This window comes from Caldisericum sp. (assembly GCA_022759145.1).
In the GTDB taxonomy this organism is placed as follows: Bacteria; Caldisericota; Caldisericia; order Caldisericales; family Caldisericaceae; genus Caldisericum.
Map to the genome: position 1 here is coordinate 1 of JAEMPV010000068.1, position 3541 is coordinate 3541.

Sequence of the window (3541 nt, forward strand, 5' to 3'; positions counted from 1 at the left end):
CAAAATCATATGAGGAAATTTTTATAAAAAAACTCCCCCGATTAAGGGGGAGTGTGATAGTTTAATAATATGTGATTTTTACTGTAATATGCCCTTTATGATTAGTTCTGTTGCTTCATCCTCTGTCAAGCCCTTTGCCATAAGGGTTTCAAGTTGCCTTCTATTTACTCTTCCGATGGATGCTTCATGTGTAAGTTCTGCAAGGTCGTTTACAACCTTGAGGATTGGCTCGGTTTTTACATCAACCTTATCACCTTTTGTAATTTCGTTACACTCCACATGTCCAAATGAGTAAGGAGCATTTCCATAGGCGATATTTACGATATTTGCTTTTGTCTCATCAAGGGCAACAACTGTTGACTTTGCAATCCCTCTTGAACGGACGCCATTAAGATTAAGCGCCTCTTTTATTTCAATAGAGTCATCTTTTGTGCCTTTTATTTTTGATACAAGTTCCCCAGATGCCTCTTCTCCAAGGTCGAGGTTCATCTCAACATAGAGTTTTCCTACCCGTGTCTTTGTAAGAGTAAAACTATTTTTGTATATGCCGCCCTTTTCGACTTTTGCGTTTGTGATTGTCCTTAAGTTTATAGTGCCCAGATCTGAATGGAAGTGTTCATCATTATACTCCATTATTGCGCCTTCCTCAACAATAACATTAGAAATGGCGTTGTGTGTAAACTCTTCTACCTGTGGGAATACACAGTGAGCGGTAAACTTTACCTTTGCATTTTTCCTTATCCTTATGTTAAACACGACATTTTGAAGCCCCTTTTTCTCGACATAGCCTGTGCAAACATGTATAGGAATTGGTAGGATAGTTCCTTCTTCTATCTCCATATCAACTTTAACACCGTTTTCGATTTGTGTTGGAGTAAGTTTTACTCCCTTTACATTGTTTAGTCCTATTACTCTATTTCCGCTTATAATAATTGATGCAACTCTTTTATCAAAGTATTTTGAAGCATCAGCGCCATTTTTCTCAAGCGCCTCTACGAGTTCTTTATATTCATTTGTAACATTTATACTCATTTTGACACCTCCTCTTTTTCTTTAGAAGTCATTGCTTTTTCGTTTTTCTCGGGTACGTTTGGATGGTCGCATATCCCGCACTCTTTTTTGTATTCTTCAATAACTTCTGTTGCTTTCCCTTTGTGTAGGACTACACCATTACAGATATGGTATGCAAAATCAACATTTTCTGCCATCTCTTCTCTGTGTGTTATGATTATTGGTGTGCCACCGTATGAAGCAATATAATTGAGGACATTGTTTACCATTTCAAGGCTCATAATGTCAATTCCAGAGTCTGGCTCATCAAGAATGGCATACCTTGGCTTTAGGACTAAAATAGATGCAAGTTCAACCCTTTTTCTCTCGCCACCGCTCAAGCTTCCGTTAACTTTCCTTGACATATACAATTTCGGGCTCAAACCCACCGTTTCAAGGATATTTTCCAATTCCGCCTTTTCGATTTTTATCTTCCCGCCAAGTGTAAGATATGCACCAATACTTATACCTTCAAACCGTGGAGGCTCCTGAAATACAAGGGTTATCCCTCTTTTTGCTCGCTCATATATTGGAAGGTTTGTAATATCTTCACCATCAAGAAGTATTCTTCCTGTTTGAGGTTTGTAATCTTCAAGTCCCATAATGATATAGCCAAGAGTGCTTTTTCCTGCACCGTTTACGCCAAGGATTGCATACTTTTTGCCCTCTTCAAACTCCATTGAGATGTCGCGGAGGATTATTTTGTTTTCCGCCTTATAACTTATGTTTTCAAGTTTTAGCATATTTCACCTCATTTCACTAAAAAATTATAACACAAAAAGTAATATATTACAAGCAAAAAGATTCAAGATTGAACAATTAAAAGGCTTGATTATAAATTTCCCCATGTTATAATAAACAGTGTGAGAATAAGAGTGAATTTTGAGAGGCCTTATGAGATTTTTTACCTTGGTCACCTCGATATGAAGACTCTCATTGAGCGTGGGCTAAGGAGAACAGGGCTTCCTTTGAAATATACCGAGGGTTTTAACAAAAGAGTCCAACTTGAATTAGGCTTTCCCCTGAGCGTTGGAATGGTTGGCGAGGATGAATACTTTGACTTCTTCTTAAAAGAGGAAGTTGACCTTGATAGGGTTTTTACCTTGTTGAATGAAGCATTCTCAAACCTTCTTGTAATTAAAAGGATAAAGCCAATGCCATATTCTGCAAGGTCTATTACTTCATTTGAAGCAGTTTTTACAAATTTGGTTTTTGGACATACAAAAGAGGATTTAAACGAGGCTGATTTGTTGAAAGCGTTATCCGAAATTGCTGAAAAGAAAGAGATTGCAATTGTTAGGGAGGGAAAGTTAAAGGATGTAAGAAAGTTTATTGATAGAGTTGAACTTTACGAGTTTTCAAAACCGCATTTTCAGATACTTATGACAACCCTGTATCTTCGTGAAGGAAGCATAAAGATGAACGAGTTTGAAAATATCCTTTCAAATCTTGTGCCTGTAGAATTTGAGTATGTCGTAAGGAAAAATACACTTGTCGTTGATAAAGGAAGGCTTTTATCTCCCTTTGACCTTAATTATTGACCAAACCTGCAAGTATTTTTCCCCGATAGTTTTGCTTGATACATAAGAGAATCTGCTCGTTTAACAAGCGATTCAACTGTATCATCTTCCCTGATTTTCGTGCAACCAATTGAAACAGTTACAGAGATTTCATGCCCATCGTCAGAGTCTATTGAAGAGTGTGAAATGAGGATTCGAAGTGTTTCTGCAAACTTTTTGAGATTTTCACTGCTTATATCTTTTAAAACTACAGCAAATTCCTCGCCGCCATAACGCCCCACTGTATCCATAGGTTTTATGTTCGAAAGAATTGTTTGTGCAACTGCTTTAAGGACTTTATCACCTACAAGATGTCCAAAGGTATCGTTCAACTTTTTGAAGTTATCAATGTCTATAAAAAGAAAACCGTCTTCTCTATTTAAAGCCTTTACTTCTTTAATTGCCTCATCAATTTTCTTTTCAAGGTATCTTCTATTTGGTATTTGCGTTAGTGGATCTATGAATGCTTCTTTTTGAAGTTTCTGGATGTTTTCTCTTACAAGTGCTAATCCCCAGCTCTGGGTAAATCTTTCAACCGCACCAACAATTTCGCCTTTTCTATTTCTTACAGGAATTGCCTCAACATAAACTGGGATTCTTGCGCCATTTTTATCATGAAGATACACATTCTCAGAAACAATTTTCCCTGTTTCGATAGCCTTAACAAGAGGGCATCTTGATTTGCAAAGAAGTGTTCCCTTATCGTCAACATGCCTGAGGATATTCTCAAAACATCTTCTATTAACTACTTCTTCACTTTTATAGCCTGTAATCTCTTCTGCTGCCTTATTCCAGTAGAGGATCTTTCTTTTTCTATCAACAAAGTAAATGCCATCGATTGTGTTGTCGGTTGCAGTTTCATAGTATTCTTTAATTGCCTTTTTCATTTATCACCTCTAAAAATTATAACAGAATTGTAAAAAGAAAAAAAG

General features: G+C 36.8%; 4 protein-coding genes. 1 reads left to right on the forward strand and 3 read right to left on the reverse strand.

Annotated elements, in window-relative coordinates; genetic code table 11:
* Nucleotides 1–78: 78 nt before the first annotated feature.
* Both JHC30_04740 and JHC30_04745 read right to left on the reverse strand, forming a co-directional pair.
* Complete coding sequence (locus tag JHC30_04740; GenBank protein MCI4463461.1) at nucleotides 79–1032, reverse strand: SufD family Fe-S cluster assembly protein; 954 nt, start codon at nucleotides 1030–1032, stop codon at nucleotides 79–81.
* On the reverse strand, nucleotides 1029–1793 hold the full coding sequence (locus JHC30_04745; protein MCI4463462.1) for an ABC transporter ATP-binding protein: 765 nt from the start codon (nucleotides 1791–1793) through the stop codon (nucleotides 1029–1031). Before JHC30_04745 ends, JHC30_04740 begins: the two co-directional genes overlap by 4 nt.
* Nucleotides 1794–1925: 132 nt before the next feature.
* Here JHC30_04745 and JHC30_04750 point away from each other — a divergent pair, with 132 nt between their 5' ends.
* Nucleotides 1926–2591, forward strand: coding sequence for a DUF2344 domain-containing protein (locus JHC30_04750; protein MCI4463463.1), 666 nt, complete (start codon nucleotides 1926–1928; stop codon nucleotides 2589–2591).
* Here the strand turns inward: JHC30_04750 and JHC30_04755 are convergent.
* Nucleotides 2585–3496, reverse strand: a complete 912-nt coding sequence (locus tag JHC30_04755; protein ID MCI4463464.1) for a diguanylate cyclase — start codon at nucleotides 3494–3496, stop codon at nucleotides 2585–2587. The two genes, JHC30_04750 and JHC30_04755, sit on opposite strands and share 7 nt — an antisense overlap.
* Nucleotides 3497–3541: the final 45 nt, after the last annotated feature.

Excerpts from the sequence above, each read along its gene's own strand:
- JHC30_04745 (MCI4463462.1), bottom strand. The coding sequence starts at position 1,793 with ATGCTAAAACTTGAAAACATAAGTTATAAGGCGGAAAACAAAATAATC.
- JHC30_04755 (MCI4463464.1), bottom strand. The coding sequence starts at position 3,496 with ATGAAAAAGGCAATTAAAGAATACTATGAAACTGCAACCGACAACACA.
- JHC30_04740 (MCI4463461.1), bottom strand. The coding sequence starts at position 1,032 with ATGAGTATAAATGTTACAAATGAATATAAAGAACTCGTAGAGGCGCTT.